The following is a 25945-nucleotide window of genomic DNA, read 5'->3' as shown; positions in this document are numbered from 1 at the left end:
CGACCCGCCTATATATCATCCCATGCTCAAACATTCTCGCTTCGCTGCGAAACTGCGCGTGGGACGATATATAGGCGGGCCGGGCCGGTCAACTACGTTTACGCACTACCAGCTGCGCCGGATCCCCAAATTTGAAGCTGCAAAGGCGAACCAAAGTAACTAATTGCAGTAAGCAGATGCGGCAAAGGGACTGTTCCTTTGCCGCATCTGCTTATCAGAAAGATTGATTGTTGTTTTCAAGCGAGTAGCCGCTCGCCCGCTTCTCACACATATCGTTCCACGCGCAGTTTCGCAGCGAGCGAAGCGAAGCGAGAATGTTTGAGCATGGAATGATATGTGTGAGAAGCGGGCGAGAGGGATACGAGCGCCCCGCGAGAATGTTTGAGCATGGAATGATATAAGGGCGGCTCCCGCCGAGCAGCGGACGCTAAGACGCTAGCGGATATGCGCAGGTTTTTCGCCCCAGTAGAAGCGGCAGAAGGCTCTTTTGCGCTTTTGGGGCTTGCCTACGAGCTCCATGGTGGCGATGGCTATGTCTTCGGCTGCGTGGGGGCGGCGTAGTACTTCGCCGTTGATGAGTAGGGCTTTGAGTGATTCGGGATGGTCGTGCAGGTGGCGCAGGGTTACGATGAGTTCTCGTGCGGTGGTGACATGCATGCTGGCGCCCATGCCGGTGAGCATCGTGGTGTTGGCCTTTTCCTGGCCATAGGACTTGCCCAGCAGGATCATCGGCAGATGAGCGCACAGGCACTCGGTGACGGTGAGCCCGCCCGACTTGAGGATTGCCAGGTCGCAGCCGTGCATGAGGGCAGCCATGTCGTCCACGTAGTCCAGAACCGTGACGTTTTCGAGCTTCATAGCGTCGAAGAGCTTCTTGAGTCGGGCGGCGTATTCCTCATCCTTGCCCGGCAAAAAGACAAAATGCATGTCCTCAAAGCTGCGTAGGAAGGGGAGGGTCTGGTCCATCGCCGCGCGAAAGCGGACGTACGGTTGAGGTAAACTGGCGCCGGCCATAACCAGCACGACGGTCTTGTCGGTGGGGAGGTTGAACTTGGCTAGCTCTTCCTCGCGATCGTAATCCGTGTCGAATCCGGTGCGAATAGGAATGCCGGTAATGCGAATCTTTGCCTCGGGCACCTTGCGCGGACGCAGCGTTTCGGACATAAATTCGTTGGCAACACAGAATAGATCGGTGTCCTTGTGGGGCCACCAGCCCTCGACTTCGTAGTCGGTCGGTACGCAGATGACCGGATAATCGATACCCGTAATTACGCGGGCACCCACGGCAACATTGGCTGCTGTGATGTGCGTTGCGACCACGGCTATGGGCCTGCGGCTACGAATATATTCGTTGAAGGCGGGGAACATGATTCGTGACCATGCCGTGCCGCCACCCCAGAGAAGATGTCCCGTAAGTGTATATCTCCAGGTCAGGTCGTAAATGGGGCGTGTGGCTCCCGTAAACGAAGCCGCGGTCTTATTGCCGTCGAATTTAATACGTCCAAAATCAAGGATATCGAGCACTTCAATCTCAACATCCTCGGGGATGCCATTGGTGCCGCGGATGAGGTCGAATGCCTGCGCAATCGCATTTGCGGCGGCCTTATGGCCTGAGCCGACCGAGGCGTGCACGATGGTCACGAGAGGTTTTTGCTGAGCCAAGAGCGCTGTTTGCTCCGATTGGGGAGTGCTGTGTGTGAGCAGGGGAGCGTCGTCGCTCGTCTGCGTTTGATCCATCGATAACTCCCCTTCGACGTTGTGACACGGATTTATCATTGTAGTGCATGAGTGTCATGTTCACGTAAATTTGGGTATGAGCGCAAAGAACGTCAATGTTTCGACGAGAGGATATTCCATGATTACCGATCAGCCGATCGATGTTGCGATTATCGGTGGCGGCCCCGCGGGCTATGCTGCCGCCATTTACGCTGCGCGTGCCAACCTGACGACGACCGTGATTGAGCAGGGCATGTCGGGAGGGCAGATCGCCACAACCAATGAGATCGAGAACTATCCGGGCATTCCGCTCTTGAGTGGCGCCGAACTCGGCGAGCGTTTTCAGCAGCATGCAGAGGGCCTGGGAGCACAGGTTGCATGGAGCATGGTTACGGGTATCGATTACGATGCCGATGCAGCGCTGTTTACGGTGCATCACGATACGGGCGATACGCTGGCCTCGAGTGTTATCGCTTGCATGGGTGCCACGCCGCGACCGGCAGGTTTCGCTGGCGAGGATACGTATCGCGGTCGTGGCGTTTCATATTGCGCAACATGTGACGGCATGTTCTTCCGCGGCAAACAGGTCTTTGTAATCGGTGGTGGCAATTCGGCATGCGAAGAAGCTCTGTTCCTGTCAGACATTGCCAACAGCGTGACCATCGTGCTGCGCCGCGACCAGTTTCGTGCGCCTGATGGTGTTGTTCAGAGAGTACTCGAAAAGGACAATATTACAGTTAGGTACCAAACTAGTATTGTGGAGCTCTCGGGCGAAGCCATGCCAACGACGATCACCTTTAAGGACAATGCATCCGGTAAGACTCATACCGAGTCATTTGAACTTGGCTCGTTTGGCATCTTTGTCTTTACGGGGATGCAGCCACATACCGAGCTTATTGAGCATCTAGTCGATCTGGCTCCTGACGGCGGCATTGTCACCGACGATTCGATGGCCACCCGTACACCCGGCTTATTCGCAGCCGGCGATATCCGTTCCAAGCGTTTACGCCAGGTTGTGACCGCCGTTTCTGACGGAGCCATAGCAGCAACGAGCGCATACGCGTTTCTCCGTGGATAAGTACGATAATATATCTTATGTAAAGTTGTTATCAATTTACTAAATGGCGGGACAGATGCATCAGTGCACTGTCCCGCCAATTTTCTTGGCGGCTATGTGGTATGCAAAACTGGGAAATCTAGAATACAATATTGAAAAGGAACGGAGGACCTTTATGAACCACGTTAACCACGTAATTCCGATGTCCGATTCGTCTGTCAGCATTAAGCCTGAGGATATTCAGCCCACGGTGCTGCCCGATGCATTTATTCAGTCCGATATCGTGCGCAAACTCAATACGTTGAGTCTGCCGCGCTATGAGCAGTTGCCCAATGTGACGCTCTACCGCGACCAGGTTATTGAGTATGTTGCGCTGTGGATGGATCCGCTGTCCATTTGCGTTGAGCAGCCTGTCATTACGCCATCGATGATCAATAACTATGTGAAGGTCGGCCTGGTGCCCGCTCCGGTCAAAAAGCAATATGGCCGCGAGCAGATTGCCTGCCTGATCGCTATCTGCATTTTTAAGCAGGTGCTACCTATTGCTGCGGTGCAGGCACTCTTTAACATTCAGCGTTTGAGCTACGATGCCCCGACGGCATTCGATTATGTGGTCGATCAACTTGAGGCATCGATTCGTGCGGCGTTTTCCGTCGAGCAGACTCCCGTGCCCGATAGCGCACACCAGGTTACGCGCGAATCGCTGCTCGTACGCAGTGCGGTATCGTCCTTCGTTTCGAAGGCGTACCTGATGAGCTATCTCAAGTTCAACGGGTTTAATAGCTAGCCCACGTATAAAACGGGCGGGACAAAGAGCCATCTGTCACTTTGTCCCGCCCGTATTTTTGTTTGGTTGGACTTTATTTGCCCGAAGCTACGCCCATGCCGTAGCCGATGATGAGGCCGTGCATCTCGGCGTAATAGGAATCCAGGCCGTTGCAGGGCATGATAATGGTCTTGGAGCAGGGCCAGCGCTCCACAATGCGGCTGGCGAGTGCTTGGGCGCCTGCCTCATTCTCGACATGGTCGATGACGACCTCGCCGCCCGTAAAACCCTCGGCTTCCATGGTGTCGATGATCTTGTTGAACATCTTCTTTTCGCCACGCGTGTGTCCGACGAGTTCGATTTCACCGGCCTCACTCGCCGTGCCCAAAATGCGAATATTGAGCTTGTTGGCAATGACGCCGGCTGCCTTAGGGATACGTCCGGCCTTGGCGAGGTTTTCGTAATTGCACAAGCTGAAGAGGATTTTGCTGTTCTGCTCAAGGCTATCGAAGTATGCGCAAGCATCCTCGAATGAGACATCCGGATTGCTTGCGAGATAACGGTCGAACAGCAGGAAGATCAGGTCAATTTTGCCGCCAGCTGCGCGTGAATTGACAAGATGAATATTGCGGTCCGGTTCCTCGGCAAGAACCATATCGCGAGCCGTGGCTGCCGCGTTGTAGCTGCCCGACACGCCCTCAGAGATCGGCATGCAGATGGTATTGTCTGCCAATTTGAAGAGCTCGGCCCACTCCCCTACGCTGGGACAAGCGCTCGAAGAGGCGTTCGTCTCCGCCTGAACAGCGCAATTGAGCTCATGAACGTCGAGCGAAAGGTCATCGACGAATTCACGCTCCCCCACTCGAATTTTGAGGGGCGCAAATGCAAAGGTGGTATGGGGTGCGGTCGGTTGCCAATCGCGGAGGTTGCAGCTTGAATCTGAGATAAGTGCCCAGTTCATAGAGGGTCCTTTCTAATCGTTCCCATACAATTATAGCCTTACTGCTGAACGATTGGGCCGCTATCTAGTATTCAAAACTAGATAGCGGCCTGCACTAAAGGCAAAAGAATGGACCCCATGACTCAAAGCCACGAGGTCCATATCCGTTTGCTTTATCTGAATACTTAGTAGCGTACGAAGATATAGTTGTTGTTCATGCCGGCGGCAACGGAGCTGATGATAACACCCGTGTTGTAGTCGGAAGCATGAATCATCTGACCGCCACCGATGTAAATGCCGGTGTGGTACGAGTTGACCACAACGTCACCGGGCTGCGGATCGGACACACGCGTCCAGCCCATAAAGGTGCCCGTGGTGCCCAGGCGACAATAGCGACCAGTGAGGCAGTAGCTAACAAAACCAGAGCAGTCGAAGCTGTTCGGGCCAATTCCGCCCCAGGAATAAGCACAACCAAGCTTACTGTATGCACGCGAGACAACAGAACCGCCATCGACGGACTGGCTCGGAACGGAAGGCGCCGGAGCCGGAGCCGGAGCGGGCGTCGGGGGCTGCGGCGTCGGAGCAGGTGCCGGCGTAGGAGCCGGAGTGTTGCCGCCCTGGTTGCTGTTATTGCTGGTCTGGCCACCGTTGTTGGTGTTCTCGGTCGTACCGGCAGTCTCGTTGCTCACCGTGGCCTTCTCGGCGGTACTGGCGTTGATGCCGGCCTGCAGCGCGGCGTTGGCCTCGGCCTCGGCGGCAAGCTCAGCCTGCAGCTGAGAATCCAGAGAGTTTACGACGTTCTGGGCTTCAGCCTGCTGGGCGTTAAGTTCGTCGACCTTCTTTTGCGTGGTGGCGACGTTCTTCTCCTGCTCGGCCTGCTTATCGGTGAGCTGCTGCTTAAGCTCCTTGACCTCTTGAATGGTCTGAGCCTGCTTATCGGAAACTTTGCCGTAGTAGAACAGACGGTTGAGCATATCGCTCAGGTCATCGACGCCGGTCAGAACCTGAAGCAGGCTCAGACCGCCGGTTTTGTACTCGCCGGCGACATAGGTCGAGAGCTTGGCCTGACCATCGGCGATCTCCTGCTGCTTTTGTGTGATCTCGCCAGCAGTCTGGTCGAGCGCCTGCGTCTGCGTGGCGAGCTCATCGTAAATCTGCTGGGTTTGGGTACCGATCTGCTCGAGCTTCGTACGAGCAGCGGCAAGGTCGGATGCGGTATCGGCGTAGGCAGGAGCCGCGAGGCCCAAGCCCAAAACACAAGCGAGGGTTGCCGTAGCAGCGCAGCGTGCCATGTTTTTGTGCGTGTTTGCTGTGCGCATGTAGCTTCCTTTCCAGTAACTAAGGGTAACGGCTAGTTCACCGTCACCAGGCTAAAGAGCTCCACATCGCCATCAGACGGCGTGAGCTTCTCGCGCGGGTTGAGAAACGCAAGCTCAAGGATACAACCGTAACCGACAAGCTTTGCGCCCATATCTCGCACCAGTTTACCTGTTGCCTCGACGGTTCCGCCCGTCGCGACCAAGTCGTCCAGAATCAACACGGTATCTTTAGAGCTGATAGCGTCGGCATGGATCTCAATGGAATCCGTTCCGTATTCGAGCTCATAGCTCTGGCTCACGGTCTCGCGCGGCAGTTTACCCGGTTTACGTGCGGGAACAAAGCCGGCGCCAAGGGCTACAGCCACCGGTACGCCAACCATAAAGCCACGGGCCTCGGGGCCAACGACCTTGGTGATTCCCATGCCGGCAAAGTGCTCGGCGAGGGCATCCACCATGGCCTTCAGTGCCTCGGGATTGCCAAAGAGCGGCGTGATGTCTTTAAAGATGACTCCGGGCTCGGGATAGTCGGGGATGTCGACGATTTGAGATTCGAAGTCGTACATTGCATGACCTTTCAATGGGTTGCCGGATAAGCGGTAGCTGTTATTTGCCCGCGGTGACAGTGTCGGATTGCGAGGGGGCGACGACCTTGAGCGGCTTTACGAGAGAATCCTCGTGTGAAGCCGGCGCGGCAGCTTCTTCGTTTTTGGCCTTGGTGGACTCGGAGCGAGCGATTTCCTCATCGAGTGCATCGATGTCGGCATCCTCGACCACAGCGTTGAGCGACTCAAAAACGCGGTTCTTGAGCAACGCGGTGTGCACGCCTTCCGTCAGGTCGTGAAGCTTCTTAAACGCACGCTCGAGCTTGGCGTCGCGCTCGTCATCGGAGGTATCCATGCCGAGCATGCTTACGAGCACTTGCTCAAACATCGAGGATTCGCGGTTGGCGGAAGACACGTACTGACGCAGGTTGCGCGGCTCGATATGGAAGCGTGACAGCTCGGAGCAGTAGCGGATAATCGGAAAATCGCGACCATCGACGAGCTCACGGTTCTGCGGACTCTTGATGATGCGAATGAGGTCGTTCTCGGCGAGCGAGCGGATAAACGAGATCTCGACGCCCAGCATATCGGGAATGGTCTCGATGGGATGCAGCTTTTGTTTGGTCTCCTTGGGCTCTGTCTTAAGCGGAACATCGGACAGTAAGCCCACCTCGTAGGCGAGCGTTGACAGGTCCGTGGCGTTTTCCAAGCGCTGCTTAATCACGTTGAGCGGCATATAGCGGGTCTTCTGCAGGTGCAGGATGACCTCCAAGCGGTCAACGTCCTCCTTGGAGTACTGACGGTATCCCTTAGGCGTACGATGAGGGGTAATGAGCCCCTCATCTTCTAGAAATCTAATTTTTGAGTTCGAAAGATCGGGGTATGCGCCTCGAAGTAGGTTGACGACTTGGCCGATACTCAGATAGTTGCGTTCGGCCATGCCCTACTCACCGGTTTCGATGCGCTCCGGCGTGCTCTCGTGGTAGATGAGCGTAAACGTACCGATCTGAACGGAAGAGCCGTCGTGCAGCGGAGCCGCGTTGACAATGGCACCGTCGACCCAGGTGCCATTGAGCGAGCCCAGATCCTCAATACGGGCGCCCAGGCCCTCACGAATAATGCGTGCGTGGCTGCGCGAGACAGTCATGTCGTTGAGGAAGATGCCATTCGCGGGATCGCGGCCGATGGTGGTCACGTCGTCCTCGAGTTCAAAGGCGGCACCAGTCTGCGGACCCTTGACGATGGACAGAACGGGGGCGGTGATGCGCACGTTGGCCATGAGGTCGGGAACGGTGACGTCGCTTGAAGGCACGCGGAATACGCAGGTAGCGTCAGCAGTCTTATCATTCTGAGGCATATTGTTAACCATGTTGTCCATGACAACCCCTAACTTATCGCGGACGTGCCGCAAATAATGAACCGTACGTAATCATACCCCAACGAATCAGTCTTCGATTTCGGGGTTAAGAAAGTCGATGTCCTCGTCCTCGGGATGCGCGAGAGCCTGTTTAATGGCCACACTGCCCTTAATGGAGTAGATGACAGCGGTGAGCATGGAGAAGATCACACCACCATACACAAAGAAGATGCCGAGGGGCACCGAGCTTCCGTTGAGGCCCGGGAAGGCCGTGAGGGTTGAAGGTAAAAGGCGCAGGCCGTCAACAACGGGGAACCCGAGCAGCATGAGCGAGAAGCCGGTCATGAGCAGCGCGGTGGCAATCTTTCCGGGAAAGACGACATCGATGGGGCGACGGTGATAATGACGCACGATAAGCGTGCCAATGCCCAGATAGATGTCGCGGCCTATAATGAGCACGCAGACCCAGATGGGCAGCTCTCCGCGGACTACCAGTCCAAGTACGCCGGTGAACAGCAGCGCACGGTCGCAGATGGGATCCATGACCTTGCCGAGCCACGAGACCGTCTTAGTCATGCGGGCGATCTGGCCGTCCATCCAGTCGGTGGAGGCGGCAACGGCGTAGATAACGATGGCGATGACGCGGTTGTTATCCGTCACAAACAGGTACAGAAATACCAGGGTGAGGATCAGGCGCGTAAAGGTGATGAAATTGGAGATCGTAAAGATCTTATTCGACGGGTAATCGGAAGTGCCGATAAGCTCCTTTTTGATCTTCTTTTTGATGCCCACAGGACTCCCCCGCTGGTTAACGATAAAACTTTCGATACTATACCCGTTCTGGCGATGTCTATCCAGCGTAAGCATAGAGAGTCCAGACATGAGGAAGGCGCTGTCGCAACGTGAATGTACCGTTTTTGTGTATGTCAGCCTCCAAACATGTCGAAAAATATCGTTTTTGGAGGCTGGCGTACAAGTTTTTGTTGAGCGAAAGTATCGATCAAGAAAGCCGCTGATTCTTCGCTGCTTACCACGTTGGTTCTTGATAAAAAAGGTCAGGCACTAGGTGCCTGACCTGCAAACTTCTGGTCGGGACGACTGGATTCGAACCAGCGACCCCTTGACCCCCAGTCAAGTGCGCTACCAAGCTGCGCCACGTCCCGAAGCTTTTGTTTGTTGCTCTGCTCTCGCTCGCAACAGGGAGTATATTAACCCGAAACTTTAGACTAGTGCAAGAACTTTTTTACAAATTTTGAAGCAAGACCAAAATTGTATCTGCGAGCTGGGGTTTTGTTAGCACGGGAAGTTCTTGCGTGCCCGTTGTGCTCACAATCCAGGCCTTGTTCGTGTCGGTTCCAAAGCCCGAATCGGCGCGCGAGACATCGTTGGCGACAATTGCATCGCAACCCTTGCGGACCAATTTGCGCTCGGCGTACTCGACAACGTTATCGGTCTCGGCCGCAAAGCCGATCACGCACCGCTCTCCCTTTTGGCGCGAGAGTTCGGCCAAGATATCGACCGTCTCGACCAGTTCGATTCGATCCAGGCGCTCGTTGGCCTTTTTGAGCTTATGGTCGGCAGGGGCCGCGGGGGTGTAGTCGGCAACGGCGGCCGCACAAATTGCCGCATCGGCCGTTTGAAAGGCGTTCAGGGCAGCTTGGAGCATCTCTGCGGCGGTCTGCACGCGCACGCAGTCCACGCCGTGGGGCACATCGAGCGATGTCGGTCCCAACACGAGCGTGACCGCAGCACCGCGGCGAGCAGCCTCCCCTGCCAGGGCGATACCCATCTTGCCCGAAGAGCGGTTGCCAATGAAGCGCACGGGGTCGATCGGCTCGTGCGTGGGGCCGGCGGTAATCACGATGCGCTTACCTGCCAGATCCTGAGGCGCGGGGTTGAGCACCTCACAGACAGCCTCGACGATGTCCTCGGGCTCGCTCATGCGGCCCGTGTCTACGTCGCCGCAGGCAAGGTAGCCGCTGCCCGGACCCACCACGTGCACGCCGCGGTCGCGCAGCGTGGCCATATTGGCCTGTGTAGCCGGTGCCTTCCACATGCCGTTGTTCATGGCCGGCGCGATCACGACGGGTCGCGGCGTTGCCAGCAGCGTGGTGGAGATGAGGTCGTCGGCGATGCCGTTGGCCATCTTGGCGATGATATTGGCCGTCGCGGGCGCCACGACCACCAGATCGGGCTCCTGCGCCAGCGAAATGTGGTGGATGGGGTCGGAGGGATCGTCGAATAGGCCCACGGCAACGGGCTCATTGGTAAGCGCGCGGAAGGTGAGCGGGCCCACGAACTCCGTGGCATGCTCGCTCATAACGACCTTGACGCGTGCGCCGCGCTTTTGCAGCAGACGCACGATATTGCACGACTTATAGGCGGCGATCCCGCCGGTAATGCCCAGCAGGATCGTTTTTCCCTCAAGTTGCATTGAATTGTTGGGTGCAGATGTCATCGCTAGGCTTCCTTGCTCGGGAGTACCAGGAGGCGGTGGCAGTATGGGCAGTGCGTAATTGACCTACCGTCATGGTTGAGGTCGCTCATGGACGATGCCTGCAGCGCGGTGTGGCAGACCGTGGGGATGTTGCCCTGGATGGTCTCGACGGCCAGCCCGCGGAACTGCTTGAGCAGGCGCTCGTAGTCGGTGAGCACGTCGGCCGGTAGCGTAGCGGCAAGCGCGGTGCGCTCCTTCGTGGCGGCGTCGATCTGAGCCTGCAGGTCGGCAGCCTTGGCGCGGGCGGCCTTGGTATCGGCCTTCACGCCCTCCTCGAACTTGGCGATGATCGCCTGCGCGCGGACCTCGCGGTCGAGCGCCTCCTTATGGGCGACAACGACGTCCTTGCGGGTGTGCTCGATCTTGTCCAGACGCTTGGCCAGGGTGGCGAGCTCATTCTCCAGGTCCTGAACCTCGCGGTAGTCGGAGCCGTCGACGTGACGCTTCTTGGCGGCCTCGATGGCGTTGTTGGTCTGAATCTCGGTGGTGTTGAGGTCGTCGATCTCAATGTCCAGGTCTTTGCGCTGGGCGTAGAGCTTGGTCATCTCGGCCTTGAGCTTCACATAGGTCTTGCGCTTGGAAGCGAGCTCCTTGAGCTCCGGCATATTGGAAAGTTCGCTCTTGCTGCGGGCGAGCTCCAAATCGATCTGTTGCAGCTTGAGTAGCGTAGCGCCGGCGCTCATAAGTTCTCTCCTTTTGTCACAGTCCACCATTGGCAAGGGTTCAGTATTTTAATCGCATGACGGGGGTCGACCCCGGCGCCAACTGCAGAGTTCATCAATATATCAACGAACGGCTCCTCGGAGCGGTCGTGGCCGAGCAGTATTACCGGCAGTCCGCGTAAGGCAAGGTCTTGCGCCACGTGGTAGCCCGCCTCGCCCGTCAGGACAACATCTGCGCCTGCGACGATGGCGAGCTCTCCAAAGTCGCCCAGGGAGCCGCCCAAAATGGCGACGGTTCGACACGGGCTATCGGCCTCGCCCCACACGCGTGGGTCGCTGCCAAACACCGTGGCGGCGCGAGTGGCAAGGTCGCGCAGGCTGCAGGGTTCGTTGAGCGTTGCAAGCGCGCCCAGGCCAGTCGCTTCGGGGTCGTCTACGTGCTCCAGCGAGCTTGCGGGCACGGCGTCTAACAGCGTACTTAGGCAGGCGCGCGCCTCGTGCGAGCGGTCCAGGTTGGTGTGGAGCGAGATAATGCTCACCCCGCAGCGGGCAGCCTCGTAGAGGGCTGCGCTGCACTGGGAGCGCGTCGCGCTGGGCGGGCAAAACGCCTCGGGCGCCTTGATGTAGATGGGATGGTGCGTCAGTAACACGTTGGCGCCGGCTTCCAAGGCGCGATGCACGTTTTCCCTGGTTGCGTCAAGCGCGCAAGCAACGCCGCGGATCTCGTCGTCGGGGTTGCCAACGGATAAGCCTACGTGGTCCCAGGGTTCGGCATCAGTCTTGGGATAGCGTGTAAGCAGCGCGCGCTCAAGCTCGGCGACGATCATGCGGCACCTACGATCGAGAGGAGCGTCTGGGCAAAGTCGTCCAGGTCAGCCGGGTTCACGCGGTCATCGAAGGAGATGCGCAGTGCGCCCAGCGCCTGCTCGCGACCAATGCCCATGGCGCTGAGCACGTGGCTCGGGTCCATGCTGCCGCTCGAGCAAGCCGATCCGGCCGAAACCTCAAAGCCGGCGGCATCGAGCTTGACGATGAGCTCCTCGGAGTCCATGCCGTCGACGTAGATCGAAACCATACCCGGCAGGCGGTCGGCATGCGCATAGTCGCCCATCGTGGCGTGAATGCGAGGATGGGCCGCAAGCGTAGCGTAGAGCTTATCGGATAAGGCCTGCAGCGTTGTGCGCTCCTGGGCAACATTCGGCAACAGCGCGGAAGCGGCAGCGGCAAAAGCCAACTGCGTGCGCAGGTCCTGCGTTCCGGCACGACGGCCGGCCTCCTGTCCGCCGCCAAAGATGCGCGGGCGCAGCGGCGTGCGGCTCTTAAGGTAAAGCGCGCCAGATGCCACGGGGCCGCCAATCTTGTGCGCCGCAACGGTCATAGCGTCAACTCCCAGCTCGGTGACATCGAGCGGAATATGCAAGTAGCCCTGGATGGCATCGGTATGAAACAAGGCGCCGGCAGCATGTGCGGCGGCGGCAAGCTCGCGGATGGGCTGCACCACGCCGGTTTCGTTGTTGGCGACCATAACGCTCACGAGCGCCACGTCGTCGCCTAGCAGTTCGACAAGCGCGGCGGGCTCAATGTAGCCCGCACGGCAGGGCTGCACCAGGTCGACGGAAAAGCCGTCGGCGCGCAGCAGCGGCAGGTTGTCCAGAATCGAATCGTGCTCGATGGCCGAAACGATGACACGGTCGCGCTTGCGATCGCGCTGACGAGCGCCCTCGGCAAGTCCGAGGAGCGCCAGCTGGTTTGCCTCGGTGCCGCCGTTGGTCAAAATGATCTCGGACGGGCGGACGCGCGCGCCAAAGCTGCGGGCAATCTCGCGACGTGCCACTTCTAGGCGCGCAGCGGCCTTGCGCCCAAGCGAATGCAGCGAGTTGGGGTTGACGCCGGCAAGCTCGCTGTCGTCGTACTCGCGCTGCGCAAGGAGCGCCTCGGCGCGCATGGGCGTCGAGGCGGCATAGTCAAGATTCACGGGTATGCGGTTTTGACCTGCGGTCATAAGGGATTATGCCTCCTGTGCGGCCTCGTTGCCCAACTTCTGCAGCAGCGCAACCTCGGCAGCGGGATCTTCGGACTTAAATACGGCGGAGCCGGCTACGAGCACGTTGGCGCCGGCCTTGACGACCTCGGCGATGTTTTTGGAAGAGATGCCGCCATCGACCTCGATCAGGGGCGACACGCTGTGGCGCTCACACATGGCCTTGAGTTCGTGGAGCTTGGCGATGGTGCCCGGGATAAAGCTCTGGCCGCCAAAGCCAGGGTTCACGCTCATCAGCAGCACCATGTCGACGACGTCGATGATGCTCTCGAGTACGCAGACGGGCGTGGCGGGGTTGAGCACCACGCCGGCCTTGACGCCGCGCTGCTGCAGGTGCGTGAGCGTGCGGTGCAGGTGCGTGGAGGCCTCGTAGTGCACGGTGATCATGTCGGCACCGGCGTCGGCGTACCAATCGACCGTCTCGTCGGGGTTCGACACCATGAGGTGCGCATCGACCGGCACGTTGGTAGAACGCTTGACAGCTTTGAGGATGTCAACGCCAAAGGTGAGGTTGCCGGTAAAGTGACCGTCCATAACGTCAAAGTGCACGTAGTCGGCACCGGCGATCTTGTCGAGCTCGCCCTTCAGGTTGGCCATGTCGGCCGAGAGGACGGATGGAGCGATTTTGATGGAACCCATGGTAGAAGCCTTTCTGCGCTAGTCGGTGAGTCCGTAGAACTCTTGAGAGGGGACGCGATCGGTAAGAATTTCGAGCGCCCTATCCAAGGTAACACCGTTGTAGAGCGTTTGCTCCACGGCAAAGGTAAGCGGAATGTCTACGCCCAGTGAACGGGCAAGTTCGCTGACGCTGCGGGCCGCGACGGCGCCCTCAACCACCATATGCGTACGCTCCTGATACTCGTCGAGTGACACGCCGTGGGCAAACTCGTAGCCAAAGGTGCGGTTGCGCGAATGCTCCGAGGTGCAGGTGGCGATGAGGTCGCCCATGCCGGCGAGCCCCATGCAGGTTATGGCCTGACCGCCGCGGGCGTGCACTAGACGGCTGATCTCGGCCAGGCCGCGCGTCATGATAAGGGCGAGCGTATTGTCGCCCGCACCGGTGCCGGCGGAGATGCCGCACACGATGGCGATGACATTTTTCATAGCGCCGCAGACCTCTACACCGGTCATGTCTTGCGACAGATAGATTCGGAAGGCAGTGGACAGGAGCAGGTCCTTAAAGGTCTCCCCCACCTGCTGGTCCTCGCTGGCGATGACGGCGGCCGAAAGCCCGCCGCGGCAGATTTCCTCAGCATGGTTGGGGCCCGAAAGCGCCGCGACACGCGCCTCGTTGTCGATCTCGCTGGCGATGACCTCGCTCATGAGTAGGCCAGACTCGGGCTCAATGCCCTTGGTGAGGCACAGAACCGGGGTATCGGCGGCGATAAAGGGCGCGGCCTGGTGGCACACGCTGCGAAGGTGCGTCGAAGGAACGGCAAAGATGATGGCCTCGGCGCCGTCGAGCGCCTGCGCCAGCTCCGTCGTGGCGACAACGTTTTTGGGCAGCTCGTAGCCCACCAGATACCGGGGGTTGCGGTGCTCGCCATTGATGCCGGCGGCCGTCTGCTCGCTGTGGGCCCACATGGTCACGCGCTCGGCTCGCGCGGCAGCAAGGCCGGCGACGGCGGTCCCCCAGGAGCCGGAGCCAATCAGCGCAACATTCATGACTCTCTCCTACTTATCGTCGGGCTCGGTGACGCGCTTGGTAAACGAGAGCTTGGACTCCTTACCGGCCATGAGCTTTTGGATATTCGAGCGATGGGCCCACACTACGGTGATGCCGATCATCGCCATGCAAAACTTGAGGCCCAGGCTGCTGTACGGAAAGACCGCGCAGGCAGCGATGGGAAGTCCGATGGCAGCGGCGAGCGAGCCCACCGACACATACTTGGTGATGGCGACGGCCACGATAAACATGCCTAGCAGCGACAGGCCAATGGGCCAGTACCAGGCGAGGATGACGCCCAGACCAACTGCGATACCCTTGCCGCCATGGAAGTTGAGGTAGGGCGAGAAGATATGGCCCCACACGGCTGCCAGGCAAATGACGCCGAGCATCCAGTCGCCGGGGGCTCCAGGCGCCATGATGTTCGGCGGAAAACCATAGCCCAGATCGGCGATGAGCGGACGGGCGATAAGGACGCAGATGGCGCCCTTAAGGCAGTCGAGCAGCAGCGTGAGTGCGGCCACCTTGGGGCCGGCCACGCGCAGCGCGTTGGTGGTGCCGATGTTGCCGGAGCCCGCCTTGCGAATGTCCGTGTGGCTGAACACACGGCCCAAGATCAGGCCAAACGGAATCGCCCCGATAAAGAACGAGACCACGACGCAGATGGCGGTCAGCAGAATCGGATTATGCATCCTTCTGTTCCTTCTTCCTAAAGAAGAGTCGAATGGGCGTGCCGGCAAAGTCGAAGGTCGAGCGCATGCGGTTCTCTACATAGCGCTGGTAGGTGTCGTTGACCAGGTCGCTGTGGTTGACGAAAAACGTGAACGTCGGCGGGTTGACGCCCGTCTGGGTCACGTAGTGCATACGCAGGCGGCGCTTGCCGTCCACCACGGTATGGCCGAACTCGCGCAGGTCGGTGAGGAACGTGTTGAGGCGCGAGGTGCTGATCTTCTGCGAGCGTGTCTTTTCGGCTGCGTCGACCATTGCCCAGATCTTTTCCACGCTGCGGCCGGTCAGGGCAGAGATGCGCAGGTACTGGGCCCAGGGAGCCATGACGCCTAGACGGCGGTCGACGGTCTCCATGCAGGCCTCGCGCTTGCGGTCGTCGTCGAGCAGGTCCCACTTGTTGAGCAGCACCACGATGGCGCAGCCGCGTTCGATGGCCAAGCCCATGACCTTCTGGTCCTGCTCGGTGACGCCCACGGAGGCGTCGACGACGAGCAGCGCCACGTCGGCGCGGTCGATGGCGCGCAGGCCACGGACCATGGAGTAGTACTCGATGTTTTCGTACACGGTGCTCTTCTTACGGATGCCCGCGGTATCGACCATGCGGTAGTGCCTGCCGTTGCGCTCGACGACCGTGTCGATGGCGTCGCGCGTGGTGCCGGCGATGTTCGAGACGATGGAGCGGTCGGCACCCAGGATACGGTTGAACAGCGAGGACTTACCGGCGTTGGGGCGGCCGATGATGGCCACGTTCAGCGCATCGGGGAACTCGTCGGCGACCTCGTCCTCTTCTTCCGGAAGCAGGGCCACGATATCGTCGAGCAGGTCGCCCGTGCCATGGCCATGCAGGGCCGAGAGCGGCGTGGGCTCGCCGATGCCGAGCGAATAGAACTCCCAGATGCTGTCGTTCTCGCGATCGGGGTTGTCGAGCTTGTTCACCAGTAGAAAGACCGGCTTGTCGCAGCGCTTGAGCATGCGGGCGACCGACTCGTCCTCCTCGGTGACACCGGTGCGGCCGTCGACCACAAACAGGATGACGGCGGCTTCCTCGGCGGCGGCGAGGGCCTGGTCGCGGATGGACGTTGCAAAGACGTCATCGCTCTTGAGCGGCTCGATGCCGCCCGTGTCGACAATGGTGAATTCACGACCGTTCCAATCGGCCGTGTGGTATGAGCGGTCGCGCGTGACGCCTCGGGACTCGTGGACGATGGCGTCCGAAGTCTGGGCCAGGCGGTTGACGAGCGTGGACTTGCCCACGTTGGGGCGTCCGACGACGGCGACGATAGGTTTCATCTGCTCTCCTTTAATGGGTAGGGTCAGCGGAATTAGTAGAGTCGGCAGGCACAATGCCAAGGATGTGCTCCAGGGTATCGAGTAGCTCATGCGGCATGGTCGACACCACATGAACCTCGGCGCCGCGACTGGTAAGACTTGCGAGTAAATCGTCACGATGATACTCGTCAAGCGTCATGCCGTCAGCGTTGAACATGAGCTTAGGCACAAAGAGCATAACCCCCGAGAGGTCCTGTGGCAGCTGCTCCAAGATGTCGCAGGCGACGATGAGGCCGGTCACGTCCACGTTACCGCCAAAGTAGCGGTTTTTGATGGCCGTGACGGAGCCCGCAAGGCCCTGCGGCGACTCCACAAAACGCGCCACCGTATCGCGCGCGCTGGCGCCCGAGAGGCACAGGAGACGCTGGCTCCGGGCTGCGAGAGCCTCGCGAACACGGGCGAGCCGCCCGGCATCGGCGACGAGCACGTCGTCCGTCTCGTCCAGATAGGAGCGGATCATGCCAATGCCGTCGTAGTACTGCGGGTAGCCGTCGTAGAAATCGGCCTCGGGCGGCTCGATGCCGGCGTCCAGATAGAACTCGTCGCTCATCTGGAAGGTGTGGCGGCCAAAGCGCTCGAAGGCACGGTCCTGGAAGGGCCGGATCATGTCGATGGTCTCGCGCGCCAGCTCGGGCTTGTCGCTGTAGGACCAGCTAAAGCGATTCTGGTGTTTGGTAAATCCAAGGGGCACAATGCCCAGGCTGGTGATTTGCTCGTGCTCCTCGCAAAAGCGCAGGGTCTTCTGCAGCTCCTCGCCGTCGTTCATGCCGGGGCACAGCACGATCTGCGCGTGGATTTCGATGCCGGCGGCCATGATGGCCTCGAGCACGTCCATGCCTCGTTGGGCGTTTCGGCCCATCATGCGGCGGCGGATATCTGGGCTCACGGCATGGACCGACACGTTCATGGGGCTCATGTTGCGCTCGATGACGTTTTGCACGTCCTCGTCGGAGAGGTTCGTGAGCGTGACAAAGTTGCCCTGCAAAAAGCTCAGGCGGTAGTCGTCGTCGCGGATGTAGAGCGTGGAGCGACCGCCCTTGGGCAGCATGGTCATAAAGCAAAACACGCAGGCGTTGACGCAGGTACGCATGCCATCAAAGATGGGGCCATCGAACTCCAGGCCCCAGTCCTCGCCGGGAAAGCGGTCGAGCTCGACGGGGGTGACGGTGCCGTCGCGTGGATCGAATACCTCCAGCTCGACGGTGTCGTCGTCGGCCTCCCAGAGCCACACGATCATGTCGGTGAGCTGCTCGCCGTTGACCGTGAGCACGCGCATGCCCGGCTCGACACCCACATCCCACGCGGGCGATTCGGGACGTACGTTCTTTACGAGCGCGCCCTCACCCGGCTCGGGGTCGCGGCTGCGCCCGTAATCAGCCACCTCGGCGGCGTATGCGGGTACGGTCTGGTCCATGGTTAGCGGCAAAGCTCCTTGATGCGCGTGACGGCGCGTTCGATGTGTTCTTGCGGGGTGGAGGCTCCGGCGGTGATGCCGATGTGGCGAGCGTCGGTAAACCACGCGGCCTGGAGCTCGGAAGCTTCCTCGATGTGATACGTGCGCTCGCAGGCGTCCGCGCAAATCTGTGCCAGGCGGCGGGTGTTGCCCGAGTTCTTGCCGCCCACCACGACCATGCAGTCGCAGCGGTTGGCAAGCGTGGCTGCTGCCTGTTGACGCTCACTCGTGGCGGCGCAGATGGTGTTGATCACACGAAGCTCCTGCACGCGCGGGGTGATAGCGGCCACGACCTCGGCGAGGTTCTGCGCGGTCTGGGTGGTCTGCACGACGAGGCCTACCTTGCCCTTGAGCGACAAGGCATCGGCGTCGGCGGTGCAGCTCACGACCTGCGCGTCATCGCCGGCGTGGCCCAGGATGCCCTCGACTTCGGGGTGGCCCGGCTCGCCCACGACTACCACGCGGTAGCCCTCGCGTACCAGGCGCTCGGCTGCCACATGGACCTTCTTCACGTAGGGGCAGGTGGCGTCGACGACGTTAAGGCCACGCTCGCGAGCGGCATCGATGACCTGCGGCACCACGCCGTGGGCGCGGATGATCACGGTGCCCGATGCGGCATCGTCTAGGGTTTCGGCCAGACCGACGCCCGCCTCGGCAAGCTCGCGCACCACGATGGGGTTATGGATGAGCGGACCCAGGGTGTGGACCTGAGCGTTCTCCTCCGCCTGCGGGGCGGCCGCCAATGCCATATCGAGCGCGCGCTGTACGCCGTAGCAGGTGCCGGCGTGAGCTGCAATCTCGATGGTGGGCGCGCCGTCCTGATCGGGCGCAGCCGCGGCGGTGTTCGTCACGTTCTCGCTCATGGCTAGAACCTGCCCGGATGCTCAGCGCACAGCTCGTCGCGCATCTTATAGACACGGTTCATGGCTTCGGATTCAAACCAGGCCAAGCGCTCAGTGCGTTTAAGCCCGGCCGGCGCGTCAGAAAGCGAGACGGCCTTGCCGGCGCGGATCCAGCACTTCTTGGGACGCATGAGCATTTTGCCCGCAGGCGTGATGTCGGACCAGCCACAAATGGCGAGCGGGTTGACGGGTGCCTTGCCCATCTGAGCGATGAGCGCAAAACCGCCGTGGACCTCGGGTTTGATCTCGCGCGAGCGGATGCGCGTGCCCTCTGGGAAGATCAGGACGTCCTCGCCGCGCTGCAGGGCATGCTGGGCGGCACGCAGGCACTTCATGTCGGCCGTGCCGCGCTCCACGGGAATGCCGCCCACGCGGCTAAAGGCCCAGCGCACAATCTTGCTCTTGGCAAACTCGGATTTAAAGATGGGACGAATGCGGCGGCCCCCAAAGAACAGCGCCGTCTCCACGGCCAAGAGCTCGGCCATCGAGGTGTGGTTGCAGATGACCACGCTGCCGCGGTCGTCCTGGCGCTCAAACAGCAGATCGGCATCCTCGACCTTCCAACGCCACATGAGCTTGGAGAAGGCCCACAGGATGGCCATGACCACGACGACGGTGCCGCGGATGAGCGCCGGGAACTCGGCGTAGGGGGCGTTGTAGTAATCCTCGGGCGTCTGCTTAAACAGGCGCATGGGCTACCTCCTTTGGTTGATGAGGTCCTCGATAATGGTCACGACCTCGTCGATGGTGTGGGCGGTGGAGTCGACGTGCACGGCGTCCTCGGCGGGCACGAGCGGGGCGACCTCGCGGCTGCTGTCGAGCTTGTCGCGCTGCTTAAGGGCGTCGAGGGTCTCGTCGACCTCGGCCTCGAGCTGCGCGGGCGTGAGCGGCTGGGCGTCGTTTTGGTGACGCTGCAGCACGCGGCGGCGGGCGCGCTCACGCGGGTCGGCAGTCAGGAAGATCTTGACCTGGGCGTTGGGGAACACGACGGTTCCGATGTCGCGACCCTCGGCGACGATATCGCGGTCCTCGGCGGCGCGGCGCTGGTGGATGAGCATGGCGGCGCGCACGCCCGGATAGGCCGAGACCTTGGACACGTTGGCGTCGACCTGCGGGGTGCGGATGGCGGTCGAAGCGTCCTGGCCGTCAACGGTCAGGCGCGTGTCCTCTCCGGTGCCGTTGGTAAAGCGGATCTCGATCTGCTCGGCGAGGGCGTCGATTGCCGCCTCGTCGTCCAGGTCGATGCCGCGGTCGAGCGCGGCGAAGGTGACGGCGCGATACATGGCGCCCGTGTCGAGCTTGTTAAAGCCCAGCTGGCGGGCGATCTCCTTGGCGATGGTGGACTTGCCGGAACCGGCGGGGCCGTCGATGGCGACGATCATGCAGTGCTTCCTTTCGGTGGTTGATGTGCTGGTATGGTTCGCGGGCGTTGGGGCGCGGCGGGTTGCCTAGCCCGTATAGCGCTCGCGGTAGGTGTTGCGCTTGGGTGCGGAGCCGTGGCTGCCGTGGTGACGCGTGCGGCTGGCGGGCGTGTCTTGGGGCTTGCCGCCGCGCATGGCGCTGGCATGCTTGGGCGGGATGCCGCCGCCTTTGAGGATCTGCACCTCGCGGTCGGTGAGCTCGCGCCACGAGCCCTTGGCCACGCCCTCGAGCTCAAGGCCGGCAAAGTTGCAGCGATGCAGACGGATTACCGGATGGTGAATCTTGCTCAGCATGCGCTTAACCTGGTTTTTGCGACCCTCGCGGATGATGACCTCGACGGCGGTGGTGCCGGGCTTGACGCCCTGTGGCGCCACGGCCTCGGCCTCGCGTGCGGTGATGACGCGGCAGATTGCCGGCTGGCACAGGCCGTCGTCGAGCTCTATGCCGCGACGCAGCGGCGTGAGATCGCGGTCGGTCAGCTGCCCGTCCACGAGTGCCTGGTAGGTCTTGTAGACGTGCTTGCTGGGGTGCAACAAGTCCTGCGACAGGTCGCCGTCGGTGGTAAAGAGCAAAAGGCCCGTGGTGTCGCGGTCCAGGCGGCCCACCGGGAAGAGCCCCGGAAAGCGGTCGCGCGGTACCAGGTCGGCCACGCAAGGGCGCTCCTGCGGGTCGCTCATGGTGGTGAGGTAGCCGGTCGGCTTGTAGAGCATCAGGTACACGGCGCCCTGGTTGAGCTTGACGGGCATGCCGTCGACCTCGATATGGTCGCGGTCGACGTCGACCTTGGTGCCCAGTTCGGTCGCGACCTCGCCGTTGACGGTCACGCGGCCGGCGGTCATCAGGTCCTCCGAGCCACGGCGGCTCGCCACGCCCGCGCGCGCCAAAAAGCGCTGCAGGCGCATGGTGTGCGGATAGACGGGCTGGGCGTCGGTTGCGGGTGCTGCGTTGCTTATGGCGCGCGTCTCCCCCACTTCGTTAGTCTTCGTCATGCATATCCTCCGAGGTATCACCGGCTGCCAGAAGCTCCTCGACATCGGTGTCCTCAACATCGGTATCGAGCAGTTCGCGCTCTTCGTCTAGGTCCTCGGCCTGCTCCTCGAGCGTGGACTGAATACTGCGGCCGCTCAGGCGCTCGCGGATAAACTGGCGCGACTGCTCGTCGGGGGCAAACTGCTCCAGGTCGGGCAGGTCGCGGGTGGAGCGCAGACCGAACTTTTCCAAGAAGGCGTTGGTCGTGCCGTAGATGATGGCCTGACCGCGCTGGGGGTCGCGGCCGAGCTCACGCACCAGGCCCTTGTCGACGAGCGACGCGATGACGCCGTCGGAATTGACGCCGCGGATGCCCTTGACCACCTCGCGCGTCACGGGCTGGTGGTATGCGATGACGGCCAGGGTTTCGAGCGCCGCTTGCGACAGCTTTTGCGTGTCCCAGCTCAACACATAGGCCTCGACTACGTCGTGGTAGGCGGGGTGCGTAAACAGGCGCCAACCGCCGGCGACCTCGCGCAGCTGAAAGCCGCGGTTGGCCTCCTCATACTCTACCTTGAGCTCGGCCAACAGCGACACGCATTCGCCGGGGGCGATATCCAGCGCGCCTGCCAGCGCGGGCGCGCTCACGGGGTCGCTCGAGACCAGCAGCAGCGCCTCGAGAGCGCCTTTGAGGCTGTTTGCCTCTAGCGTGGAAAGGGTTGACATGGTTGCCGCTCCTATTCGGTGAGCTCGGGGCCCTCGCCGGGCACGTATGCCTCGGCTCCCTCGACTCGGTTGATTTGAATGGTTCCAAAGATTTCATCCTGACTCAGCGTAAGCGAGCCGCGCTTGGCGAGCTCGAGCATGGCCAGGAAGGTGACAACGAGCTGCTCGGTGGTGGCGTCGCCGTCCAACAACTCGCGGAAGGTGCAGGTTTGGTGCGCCATCGTAAAGCGGTCGACTGAGGCCACCGTCAGGTCGAGCGGCACGCGATGCGGCGCCACATGCTCGGCCTCCAGCAGGAAGGTCTGGCGCTTGCCGTCCAGGTCGGCGCAGATGACGGCGAGACCGCGCAGCGTGATGCCGGCAAGGTAGTCGGGCATAAGGCCTAGGAACTCGGGGTCGGGGCCGGCCACGCGCGGATGCATGCGGCTTTCGGCCTGCATCCGCGCACCGAGGGCCGCAGCCGCGCCTTTAAACTGCTTGTAGGCAATCAGGCGCTGGATCAGGACCTCACGCAGCGCGTCGCCGTCAAGCGTGCTGAGCTCCTCGAGGTCTTCGTCGAACTCGTCATCGTCGTCATCGGCTTTGCGCGGGGCCTCCTGCGGCACCAGAGAGGCAGCCTTGATGTCCAAAAGGGTTGCCGCGACCAGCAAAAAGTCGCTCGCCACGTCCAGGTCCAGCGCCTCGATGCGCTCGGCCTCGGCAAGGTACTGCTCGGCCACCTCGCTGACTGAGATGGCGCCGATATCTACTTTTTGGCGGGTTACCAGCTGCAGCAGCAGGTCGAACGGTCCGCTGTAGACCTGCGTCGACACGCGATACGACATCTTCGACCTCCTTTGACGGCGCCTTCGCGGCGCGGTTTGGGTGCATGTTACGACCGTTTTGCACGGTCGACCTGTAAGTTTACCTTAGATGCCGGCGATTGCGAAGTTGAGCAGCCACTCGGCTAGCGGATACACGGTAACGTCGAAATAGCGGCCGACCACGTCGATGCCGGTCCACATGGGCAGCAGGTACAGCACAATGATGAGGATAGGCATGGCGTATTGCTGCAGACGATAGTAGTTGGCGAGTGCCTTGCCCTTGAGGAACGGCACGATAATCGACGATCCGTCGAGCGGCGGAATCGGGATGAGGTTGAAGAACGCGAGTGACAGGTTGACTACGATGAACGTGGCGCCGAAGTTCATGATCTGTGATGCCACGGCAAAGGACATGCTGGTGTAGAGGTTGCCGTACGTTGCGTGCATGAGGGCGGCCGCGAGGCACGCGAGGGCGATGTTCGACGCAGGGCCGGCCACGCTCACCAGGACCTCGTCGCGCTTGGGGTGCTTGAGGTTGTTGAGGTAGACGGGCACGGGCTTGGCGAAGGCGAACACCGGGCCGCCGGCGGCAAGCATGAGCAGCGGCAAGATGATGGTACCAAACGGGTCGATATGGTTGAGCGGGTTGAGCGACACGCGACCGCGCGAACGCGCCGTCTTGTCGCCGAGTGCCCAGGCCGCGGCGGCGTGAGCACTCTCGTGGATGACGATGCCCACGATGACGGCGACGGCGCTGGCGAGCAGGTTCATGAGGTAGCTGCTGGACATGGCTATCCCCTAGCGGACTCGGCGCGAGGCGCGCGTGAGCAGGTAATCGGCTACAAATAGAATCACAGCGACGATAGCGTAATCCAGGCGGAACACGCCGCCAAAGGGCGAGGTGATGACGCCGTAGCCGGCGATGGCGCTTGGCAGCGCGCGCGAAAGCTCAACGACAAAGCCAACGATCTGCAGCTTGGCGGTGAGGCCGCTAAAGCACAGCAGCACGGTCATCGCACTCATGAAGATGCCGCAGATGCGACAGGCGATGGCGATGATGCTCATCGCCACGGCAGCGGCCTTACGAGAGTTCACGCGCGGTCTCCTCTTCGATCTGGGTGGAAAGTTCCAGCCATTCGTCCTCCAGCTTGGGTAGCTCTTGCTTAAGGCCGTTATATTCTCCCAGCGCGGCATTGAACTTGACCTGATCGGCATAAAGCTCTTCGCTTGCCATCAATTCCATAAGCTCGTCATAGCGGGCGCGCTTTTTGTCGAGCTCCGCCTCGATCTTCTTGAGCTGGTTGCGCACGCCCTTGAGCTTTTTGTTGAGCGCAGCGCGGGCCTGGGCCTCGGCGCGCTTTTGCTCCTTGGTCTTTTTGCCTTCGGCAGGCTTGGAAGCGGTGGCGGGGGCGTCGGGCTGGGCCGCGGTGACCTTAGCGGACTTGGTCGCGGCCGATGCACCCTCCCCTGCCGCCTCGGCGGCGGCGCGGGCCGCGAGGTCCTCGCGCTTGTAGAGGTAGTAGTCGTAGTCGCCGTCGTAGACCGTGACCTTGCCATCGCGGATGTCAATGATGCGGTTGGCCACAGCGCGTACCAGGTGCTCGTCGTGGCTGATCAGCACGATGGTGCCGGGGAAGTTCTGCAGGGCGTTCTCGAGCATGTCCACCGAGTCGATGTCCAGGTGGTTGGTGGGCTCGTCCAGGCACAGGAGTGCCTCGGGGGCCACAAGCATCTTGGCCAGTGCCAGACGCGCCTTTTCGCCGCCGGAGAGGACGCGGACCTGCTTCTCGATGGAATCGTTGTCGCTAAACAGGAAGGCGCCCAGCAGGCTGCGCTGCTGCGGCACGGTCCATTTGGGCGTGACGGTGTCGATCTCTTGCAGGACGGTATTGGACTCGGCCATGCCCTCGAGTGCGTGCTGGGCGTAGTAGGCCACGCCCACGTTGGTGCCCAGATCACGCGTGCCGGTAGTTGGCGGCTCCAGACCGGCGAGGATCTTCATGAGGGTAGACTTGCCGGCGCCGTTGGGGCCGACGAGCGCCACATGCTCGCCGCGGTAGAGCTTGAGGTCGATGTCGCTGTAGATGTGCTTTTTGCCGTAGGACTTGGAGACGCCCTCCAGGCCCACGACCATGTCGCCGGAGCGCGGCGGATCGGGGAACTTAAAGTCGATGTGCTTGTGGCCCTCGGGCAGGATGACAAGCTCCTTTTTGATCTGCTCGATCTTGCGGATTCGCTCCTGAGCCTGGGCAGCCTTGGTGGGCTTGTAGCGGAACTTGTCGACGAAGACCTGCATGTGGGCGATGTCGCGCTCCTGGGCGGCACGCTTGGCGCGCATCTGCTCCAGGTTGTCTTCGCGCTGCTTGAGGTAGCTGCTGTAGTTGCCGGTGTAGGTGGTCACGCGACGGTTTTCGAGTGCGGCGACGTGGTCGACGCAGGCGTCCATGAAGGCGCGGTCGTGGCTGACGATGAGGACGGCGCCGTCGTAGTTGGCGATAAAGCCGCGCAGCCACTGGACGCTCTCGAGGTCCAGGTGGTTGGTGGGCTCGTCTAGAAGCAGCAGGTCGGGGTGGCGCAGGAAGAGCTTTGCCAGCGCGATACGCATCTGCCAGCCGCCCGAGAACTCGGAGCACGGGCGCTCAAAGTCGGTGACCTTAAAGCCCAGGCCGGACAGGATTTTGCGGGCGTTGCTCTCGAGCTCGTAGCCGCCCAGGTGCTCAAAGCGGTCCTGGACCTGGCCATACTCGTTAAGGAGTGCGTCGACGTCCTTTCCCTGTTCGGAGAGCTCGGTGATCTGGGCCTGTAGCTCGTTGGCGCGCTCGCCCATGCGGCGGATTTCCTTGGCGGCGGCCATGACCTCGGCAAGGATGGTGGTGTCTTTGTGCTCAAGGTTGGTTTCCTGCTCGAGGTAGCCCACCTGGCAGTCCTTGGCGTACTGGACCTGGCCGGCGTCGGGGCTGTCGATGCCCATGATGATCTTGAGCATGGTGGTTTTGCCGGCGCCGTTGGGGCCCACGAGCGCGAAGCGCTCGCCGGGGTTGATCTGGAA

The 25945-nt window shown here is 61.0% G+C and carries 27 protein-coding genes and 1 tRNA gene; 2 read left to right on the top strand and 26 right to left on the bottom strand.

What is annotated here, in order from left to right; genetic code table 11:
• Positions 1-435: 435 nt before the first annotated feature.
• On the bottom strand, positions 436-1737 hold the full coding sequence (locus DW123_RS06440; protein WP_117742762.1) for a glycosyltransferase: 1302 nt from the start codon (positions 1735-1737) through the stop codon (positions 436-438).
• A gap of 118 nt (positions 1738-1855) precedes the next feature.
• Here DW123_RS06440 and DW123_RS06435 point away from each other — a divergent pair, with 118 nt between their 5' ends.
• Together DW123_RS06435 and DW123_RS06430 are read left to right on the top strand one after the other, a co-directional pair.
• Positions 1856-2794, top strand: a complete 939-nt coding sequence (locus tag DW123_RS06435) for an NAD(P)/FAD-dependent oxidoreductase (RefSeq protein WP_199570203.1) — start codon at positions 1856-1858, stop codon at positions 2792-2794.
• A gap of 154 nt (positions 2795-2948) precedes the next feature.
• Positions 2949-3560 (top strand): DUF1836 domain-containing protein, encoded by a 612-nt coding sequence (locus DW123_RS06430; RefSeq protein ID WP_199570204.1) that lies wholly within the window; start codon positions 2949-2951, stop codon positions 3558-3560.
• 73 nt (positions 3561-3633) lie between these two features.
• Here DW123_RS06430 and DW123_RS06425 read toward each other — a convergent pair whose 3' ends face one another.
• The 25 genes from DW123_RS06425 to DW123_RS06305 all read right to left on the bottom strand — a co-directional run.
• On the bottom strand, positions 3634-4500 hold the full coding sequence (locus DW123_RS06425) for a DegV family protein (RefSeq protein ID WP_118273362.1): 867 nt from the start codon (positions 4498-4500) through the stop codon (positions 3634-3636).
• A 164-nt stretch (positions 4501-4664) separates the two neighbouring features.
• On the bottom strand, positions 4665-5798 hold the full coding sequence (locus DW123_RS06420; protein WP_199406638.1) for an NlpC/P60 family protein: 1134 nt from the start codon (positions 5796-5798) through the stop codon (positions 4665-4667).
• A 32-nt stretch (positions 5799-5830) separates the two neighbouring features.
• The gene (locus tag DW123_RS06415) at positions 5831-6361 is read right to left on the bottom strand and encodes an adenine phosphoribosyltransferase (protein ID WP_117742765.1); all 531 of its coding nucleotides are present in this window, start codon (positions 6359-6361) and stop codon (positions 5831-5833) included.
• A gap of 40 nt (positions 6362-6401) precedes the next feature.
• Complete coding sequence (locus DW123_RS06410) at positions 6402-7280, bottom strand: MerR family transcriptional regulator (protein WP_117735206.1); 879 nt, start codon at positions 7278-7280, stop codon at positions 6402-6404.
• A 3-nt stretch (positions 7281-7283) separates the two neighbouring features.
• Positions 7284-7718, bottom strand: a complete 435-nt coding sequence (locus DW123_RS06405; RefSeq protein WP_006236002.1) for an FHA domain-containing protein — start codon at positions 7716-7718, stop codon at positions 7284-7286.
• Positions 7719-7784: 66 nt separating this feature from the next.
• Positions 7785-8489 (bottom strand): CDP-alcohol phosphatidyltransferase family protein, encoded by a 705-nt coding sequence (locus DW123_RS06400; RefSeq protein WP_117735207.1) that lies wholly within the window; start codon positions 8487-8489, stop codon positions 7785-7787.
• 294 nt (positions 8490-8783) lie between these two features.
• Positions 8784-8860 (bottom strand) — tRNA-Pro (locus tag DW123_RS06395).
• An 80-nt stretch (positions 8861-8940) separates the two neighbouring features.
• Positions 8941-10155: a bifunctional phosphopantothenoylcysteine decarboxylase/phosphopantothenate--cysteine ligase CoaBC gene (coaBC, locus tag DW123_RS06390; protein WP_233540143.1), complete on the bottom strand. Its 1215-nt coding sequence runs from the start codon at positions 10153-10155 to the stop codon at positions 8941-8943.
• A gap of 2 nt (positions 10156-10157) precedes the next feature.
• The gene (locus DW123_RS06385; protein ID WP_118273363.1) at positions 10158-10877 is read right to left on the bottom strand and encodes a zinc ribbon domain-containing protein; all 720 of its coding nucleotides are present in this window, start codon (positions 10875-10877) and stop codon (positions 10158-10160) included.
• Positions 10874-11683 (bottom strand): Nif3-like dinuclear metal center hexameric protein, encoded by an 810-nt coding sequence (locus DW123_RS06380; RefSeq protein WP_118273364.1) that lies wholly within the window; start codon positions 11681-11683, stop codon positions 10874-10876. The genes DW123_RS06385 and DW123_RS06380 overlap by 4 nt, the downstream gene beginning before the upstream one ends.
• Positions 11680-12858, bottom strand: coding sequence for a cysteine desulfurase family protein (locus tag DW123_RS06375; protein WP_118273365.1), 1179 nt, complete (start codon positions 12856-12858; stop codon positions 11680-11682). The genes DW123_RS06380 and DW123_RS06375 overlap by 4 nt, the downstream gene beginning before the upstream one ends.
• 6 nt (positions 12859-12864) lie before the next feature.
• Positions 12865-13536, bottom strand: coding sequence for a ribulose-phosphate 3-epimerase (gene rpe / locus DW123_RS06370; RefSeq protein WP_118273366.1), 672 nt, complete (start codon positions 13534-13536; stop codon positions 12865-12867).
• 18 nt (positions 13537-13554) lie between these two features.
• Entirely contained in the window at positions 13555-14562 is a 1008-nt protein-coding gene (locus DW123_RS06365) for an NAD(P)H-dependent glycerol-3-phosphate dehydrogenase (RefSeq protein WP_118273367.1), read from the bottom strand.
• 9 nt (positions 14563-14571) lie between these two features.
• Positions 14572-15255 (bottom strand): glycerol-3-phosphate 1-O-acyltransferase PlsY, encoded by a 684-nt coding sequence (plsY, locus tag DW123_RS06360; protein ID WP_118273368.1) that lies wholly within the window; start codon positions 15253-15255, stop codon positions 14572-14574.
• Complete coding sequence (der, locus tag DW123_RS06355; RefSeq protein WP_117735214.1) at positions 15248-16582, bottom strand: ribosome biogenesis GTPase Der; 1335 nt, start codon at positions 16580-16582, stop codon at positions 15248-15250. Before der ends, plsY begins: the two co-directional genes overlap by 8 nt.
• A gap of 10 nt (positions 16583-16592) precedes the next feature.
• The gene (locus DW123_RS06350) at positions 16593-18035 is read right to left on the bottom strand and encodes a DUF512 domain-containing protein (protein WP_118273369.1); all 1443 of its coding nucleotides are present in this window, start codon (positions 18033-18035) and stop codon (positions 16593-16595) included.
• A gap of 2 nt (positions 18036-18037) precedes the next feature.
• Positions 18038-18937 carry a 4-hydroxy-3-methylbut-2-enyl diphosphate reductase gene (locus DW123_RS06345; RefSeq protein ID WP_118273370.1) on the bottom strand — a complete coding sequence of 300 codons (900 nt, stop codon included), beginning with the start codon at positions 18935-18937 and terminating at the stop codon, positions 18038-18040.
• A 2-nt stretch (positions 18938-18939) separates the two neighbouring features.
• Positions 18940-19668, bottom strand: coding sequence for a lysophospholipid acyltransferase family protein (locus DW123_RS06340; RefSeq protein ID WP_118273371.1), 729 nt, complete (start codon positions 19666-19668; stop codon positions 18940-18942).
• A gap of 3 nt (positions 19669-19671) precedes the next feature.
• The gene (gene cmk / locus DW123_RS06335) at positions 19672-20358 is read right to left on the bottom strand and encodes a (d)CMP kinase (RefSeq protein ID WP_118273372.1); all 687 of its coding nucleotides are present in this window, start codon (positions 20356-20358) and stop codon (positions 19672-19674) included.
• Between the two features lie 66 nt (positions 20359-20424).
• Entirely contained in the window at positions 20425-21387 is a 963-nt protein-coding gene (locus DW123_RS06330; RefSeq protein ID WP_118273373.1) for a pseudouridine synthase, read from the bottom strand.
• The gene (scpB, locus tag DW123_RS06325; RefSeq protein WP_118273374.1) at positions 21374-22093 is read right to left on the bottom strand and encodes an SMC-Scp complex subunit ScpB; all 720 of its coding nucleotides are present in this window, start codon (positions 22091-22093) and stop codon (positions 21374-21376) included. Before scpB ends, DW123_RS06330 begins: the two co-directional genes overlap by 14 nt.
• A gap of 11 nt (positions 22094-22104) precedes the next feature.
• Positions 22105-22917, bottom strand: a complete 813-nt coding sequence (locus DW123_RS06320; protein WP_118273375.1) for a ScpA family protein — start codon at positions 22915-22917, stop codon at positions 22105-22107.
• Between the two features lie 84 nt (positions 22918-23001).
• The gene (locus DW123_RS06315; protein WP_118273376.1) at positions 23002-23685 is read right to left on the bottom strand and encodes a site-2 protease family protein; all 684 of its coding nucleotides are present in this window, start codon (positions 23683-23685) and stop codon (positions 23002-23004) included.
• A gap of 9 nt (positions 23686-23694) precedes the next feature.
• Positions 23695-23991, bottom strand: a complete 297-nt coding sequence (locus tag DW123_RS06310; protein WP_164473297.1) for a hypothetical protein — start codon at positions 23989-23991, stop codon at positions 23695-23697.
• A partial coding sequence (locus DW123_RS06305; RefSeq protein ID WP_147351664.1) for an ABC-F family ATP-binding cassette domain-containing protein occupies positions 23978-25945 on the bottom strand: 1968 nt, incomplete at its 5' end. The genes DW123_RS06305 and DW123_RS06310, both read right to left, overlap by 14 nt.

Origin of the sequence: Collinsella sp. AM10-26, from assembly GCF_003472525.1 — a bacterium.
In the GTDB taxonomy this organism is placed as follows: Bacteria; Actinomycetota; Coriobacteriia; order Coriobacteriales; family Coriobacteriaceae; genus Collinsella.
The sequence above is the reverse complement of the archived record's forward strand: the minus strand, read 5'-3'. Positions and strand labels throughout refer to the sequence as shown.